This window comes from Frankia sp. CeRuru1, assembly GCF_977966315.1.
In genome coordinates this window covers 1-4290 of sequence record NZ_CDWWEW010000412.1, presented here as the reverse complement: position 1 = coordinate 4290, position 4290 = coordinate 1, and the positions used below count along the sequence as shown (strand labels likewise).

General features: G+C 70.5%; 5 protein-coding genes. 3 read left to right on the top strand and 2 right to left on the bottom strand.

The window, feature by feature from the left end:
* Window positions 1-33: 33 nt before the first annotated feature.
* Window positions 34-1239: a non-homologous end joining protein Ku gene (gene ku / locus AC08OP_RS21560; protein WP_476615845.1), complete on the bottom strand. Its 1206-nt coding sequence runs from the start codon at window positions 1237-1239 to the stop codon at window positions 34-36.
* 420 nt (window positions 1240-1659) lie between these two features.
* On the opposite strand from ku, the gene AC08OP_RS21555 reads away from it, so the two are divergent.
* From AC08OP_RS21555 to AC08OP_RS21545, 3 genes are all read left to right on the top strand, one after another.
* Complete coding sequence (locus AC08OP_RS21555) at window positions 1660-1863, top strand: hypothetical protein (protein WP_462186503.1); 204 nt, start codon at window positions 1660-1662, stop codon at window positions 1861-1863.
* 162 nt (window positions 1864-2025) lie between these two features.
* The gene (locus AC08OP_RS21550; protein ID WP_476592726.1) at window positions 2026-2715 is read left to right on the top strand and encodes a TetR/AcrR family transcriptional regulator; all 690 of its coding nucleotides are present in this window, start codon (window positions 2026-2028) and stop codon (window positions 2713-2715) included.
* Between the two features lie 188 nt (window positions 2716-2903).
* On the top strand, window positions 2904-3131 hold the full coding sequence (locus AC08OP_RS21545) for a DUF3107 domain-containing protein (protein WP_476592727.1): 228 nt from the start codon (window positions 2904-2906) through the stop codon (window positions 3129-3131).
* An 84-nt stretch (window positions 3132-3215) separates the two neighbouring features.
* Here AC08OP_RS21545 and AC08OP_RS21540 read toward each other — a convergent pair whose 3' ends face one another.
* The gene (locus AC08OP_RS21540) at window positions 3216-3887 is read right to left on the bottom strand and encodes a ferritin-like fold-containing protein (RefSeq protein ID WP_476596039.1); all 672 of its coding nucleotides are present in this window, start codon (window positions 3885-3887) and stop codon (window positions 3216-3218) included.
* Window positions 3888-4290 lie beyond the last annotated feature (403 nt).

Below are 4290 nucleotides of genomic sequence, written 5' to 3'. Positions count from 1 at the left end.
CCTCAGGTCGCACGGGGACCGCTCCTCAGGTCCTCAGGCGGATCGCCGCGTCGGGGGCGTCTTCGAGGTCGGCGTCCTTGAGGCCGTCCTCGAGGAGGTGGTCTTGGCCGCGGAGGTCTTGGCGGGCGGCGTCTTCGTGGCGTTCGTCTTCGCGGTGCTCTTCGTCGAGGACGGCGTCTTCCGGGCGGTCGACCTCGTGCCCGGGGCCGACGAGGCACCCTTGACCGAAGAGGTACGGCCGCCCCGCCGCCCATCGGACGCCTCGTCACCGGACGCCTCGTCGGACCCCTCGTCACCGGACGCCTGGCCGTCGGGCACCCTGTCGTCGGGCACCCTGTCGTCGGGCCCCTTGTCGTCGGGCACCCTGCCGGTGACCCCGGCCGCCGCGGGCCCCGCGTCACCACCTGCTATGGCCGCACCACCAGCCGCCACGGCCGCACCACCAGCCACGGCCGCTTCGCCGGGCCGTCCGGCGCGGGCGGCGGCGATGCTCGCGCGCAGCGCCGCCATGAGGTCGCCGACCGGCTCGCCGGCCAGCCCGCCCGGCGAGGCCACAACCTCGCGACCGGCGACCTTCGCGTCGATCACGGCCTGCAGGGCCTCACGGTAGTTGTCGGTGTACCTGGTGGGGTCGAAGTCGGCTGCCAGGGTGTGGATGAGCGAGGCGGCCACCGACAGCTCCTGCGGGCGCACCGCGATGTCCTCCTCGAGGAACGGAAAGTCCGGTTGCCGCACCTCGTCCGGCCAGACCATGGTCTCCAGGACGAAGACGCCGCCACGCACCCGGAGCGTCGCGAGCTGCTCGCGTTGCCGCAGGGCTATCTTCACCAGCGCGACACGGCCCGAGGCGGCCAGCGCGTCGCGAAGGAGAACGTAGGGTTTGGCGCCGGTGCGGTCGGGCTCGACGTAGTAGCTCTTCGCGAAGTAGATCGGGTCGACCTGCTCCAACGGGACGAACTCCAGCACGTCGATCGCCCGGGAGGTGGACAGCGGGAGATTCGCGAAGTCCTCGTCGGTGAGTACGACGGTCTCCCCGTCCGGCAGCTCGTAGCCCTTGGCAATGTCGGCGTAGTTGACCTCGTCCCCGTCGGCCTCCGCCACTCTCCGGTATCGGATACGAGACCCATCCGACCGTCTAACCTGGTGAAACGCGACATCCCGTTCCTGGGTCGCCGAGTAGAGCCTCACCGGGATGGACACCAGGCCGAAGGAGATCACGCCCTTCCAGGTCGCACGCATGTTCGCCCCTCACGTCACGTACCCCTATGGTGTCCCACCGGAGGCCCACGAGTAAGCCAGACAGGCGAAAAGCTTGAACCTATCAGCAGGCGAAAATCTCCAGGGCACCAGCCACCCTGGAGACACGCCGGAGAACACCGATGGCCGGCGGGGGATATATGTGCAGGAGGGCGGAACGTACCCAGGACGGGAAGCCTGGTGCGAGCGGGGCACGGAGCCGGGAACGGCGCGGGAGCCGGGAGTGGGATGAGTGACGGACACCACCGCCACGTCCGTGACGAGGCCGGCCCGGCCGATGGCGCGTGAGGACCACCCGTTCCGGGCACATCGCGATCCGGACCCTGGACAGGTTCGGATCGTCCATTTTCCGGCGCCCACCCCAGCGGGTCGCCGTAACGACGAGCGCAGGAGGACGTCCCCATGGGAGCACCCACCGACCTTCCGGCATCCGATCTCCCGATCGAGGCGCCCGACGCCGACGCCGTCGAGCAGGCCCGGGAGATACGTCCGGCCGACCCGGCGCCGCGCTGGCTACCTTCGGCACCACCCGTCGAGGCCGACGAGTACGACGTCGTCGAGCAGAGCATCGTGGTCGAGACCGACGAGGACGACGACTACCGCTGACGACGACTACCGCTGACCCGACTACCGCTGACCCGGCGCCACCCCGCGCGAGCGACGGGCAGGCCGGCTGGTTCCGTTTCGACGAACGCCGGCCGGTCGGACCCCGCGGGTACTGTTGACCGCATCAACCAGGAGGTGCGCCATCAGCCAGGAGGTGCGCCGGTGACCGCCGAGCCAGCCCCGCCCGACACACGACCGGGCAGGGCTCCCCGGCTCCCCCGCACCGCGCGCCGCTTCCAGCTTCTGGGAGCCGCCCGCGAGGTCTTCGTCGCCCAGGGCTACCACGCGGCGGCGATGGACGAGATCGCTGAGCGGGCCGGCGTCAGCAAACCGGTGCTGTACCAGCACTTCCCCGGCAAGCTCGAGCTCTATCTCGCGCTGCTCGACGAGCACGCCACCCAGCTGGTGACGAGCGTCCAGGACGCGCTCGCCTCCACCTCGGACAACCACGCGCGCATCGCCCGGTCCATCCGAGCGTACTTCGACTTCGTCAACGACCCCTCTGGGGCGCACCAGCTCGTGCTGGAGTCGGACCTGCGCAACGAGCCCGCGGTCCGTCAGCGCATCGAGACCGCCTTCGCCCAGTGCGTGCGGGCCATCGCCGCGACGATCGTCGCCGACACCGGGCTGCCCCAGGACGAGGCCGACCTGCTCGCGGTCGGGCTGGTCGGGCTGGCCGAGACGGCGTCGCGCTGGTGGCTGGTCCGCGGTGCCACCGTGGAAAAGGAACGGGCCATCGAGTCGATGGTGGAGCTGGCCTGGCGCGGCATCGGCGGCTACCCCCGCCAGGAGCACCGGGATGCCACGCGCACGAACACGGAGCCGCACGAGGAGGTGCCCCCCGCCGGCTGACGTCGTCCGGTGTACCGGGTGTACCGGGTGTACCGGGCGAGCGTTTGTCGGGTGAGCGGGTGTGCCCGGAGCGAACACGCCGCCCCTGCCGCGGTGGAGAAGTCCCGGAAGCCATAGTGTGGGCGGTGATTCAAGATCGGCGGCTCTCGTCCGCCGGCGGTAGGTCCGACGAAGGCGGAGGTCATCGGGTGGAGGTCAAGATCGGCGTCCGGCAGGTCAGTCGGGAGCTGGTGCTGGAGAGCAGCCAGTCCCCGGAGGCTGTCGCCGCGCTGGTGAATGAGGCGGTCAAGGCCGACAACGGGGTGCTGACCCTCGTCGACGACAAGGGCCGGCAGGTGATAGTGCCGATCGCGTCGCTGGCCTACGTGGAGATCGCCGCGACCACGACCCGACGGGTGGGCTTCGGCGCCGTCTAGGTCCCGGCCGACCACCGGCAGCGGGCCGGCGGCCGGCCCACCGGGGAGCCGACCGGCGTCGCCGCGCCGGTCGGCGGGCCCGGATCAGGCGGACAGGCCCAGCGACGCCATCCGCCGGCCATGCGCCGCCATGATGCGGTTGAAGATCGCCGCCAGCGCCTCCAGGTCGCCGACCCCGACCAACAGCCCGGTGAGCGCGTCGCGATCGACTCCGACCCGCTGGGCCTGCGTGAGCGCCTCACCGACGAGCCGACGGGCCCACAGCGCCAGCCGCCCGGCCACCGTCGGGTTGGCGCTGATCGCCGCGCGTACCCGCTCGACCGCGAAGGCTGCGTGCCCGGTGTCGTCGAGCACCTTCAGAACCAGTTCGCGCGACGGTGACGGAAGCCGCGCCGCGATCTCGCGATAGAAGTCCGCCGCGATGTTGTCCCCCACGTAGGCCTTCACGAGGCTCTCCAGCCAGTCGGCCGGAGCGGTCGAGTTGTGGAAGGCGGTCAGTGGCGCGATGAACGGGGCCATCGCGAGCTCCCGGTCGACGCCGAGCCGGTCCAGCTCGTCGCTGATGGCCTGGAAATGGGCGAACTCGGCGGCGGCCATCTTCGCCAGGGCGATCTTGTCGGCAACAGTCGGTGACATCCGCGCGTCGGTGGCCATGCGCTCGAAGGCGGTCAGCTCGCCGTAGGCGAGCAGGCCCAGTAGATCCACGGTCGCCTGATCCACGGTCGGCGCGGGTCCGGCATCCGGGGACGGGGGCACCCGATTGTCAAAGTCACCTACCTGACCGGGGGTGGTGATGGCGATGGGTGTCGCCGGGCCGGCCGGAGTCCGTGTCGTCTGTGCCACAGGCGCGATTCTGACACCCGCCGCAGTCGCTGTCGGCAAACACTCCTGCTAAGGAGCCCCCACCCGGGGTTACACCGGCTATACTGGGGAGTAGCCAGGGATCGTTATGTCACCTCGGCCGCCGTGTAGCAGGCGTCGCCTCGTCACCTGTGCATCCAGAGTTGCCATCGAGGGCACCGGGGCACATGATTTTCGGGTCGCGGGCGCCGCGCGGCTCACCGCGAGCGGGTTCAGCGTAGACACCGCTCAGAGAAGACCAGGAGCGTCCCGCTGTCCGTCACAGCTGAAGTACCCACGGATGATCTAACTCCCTACG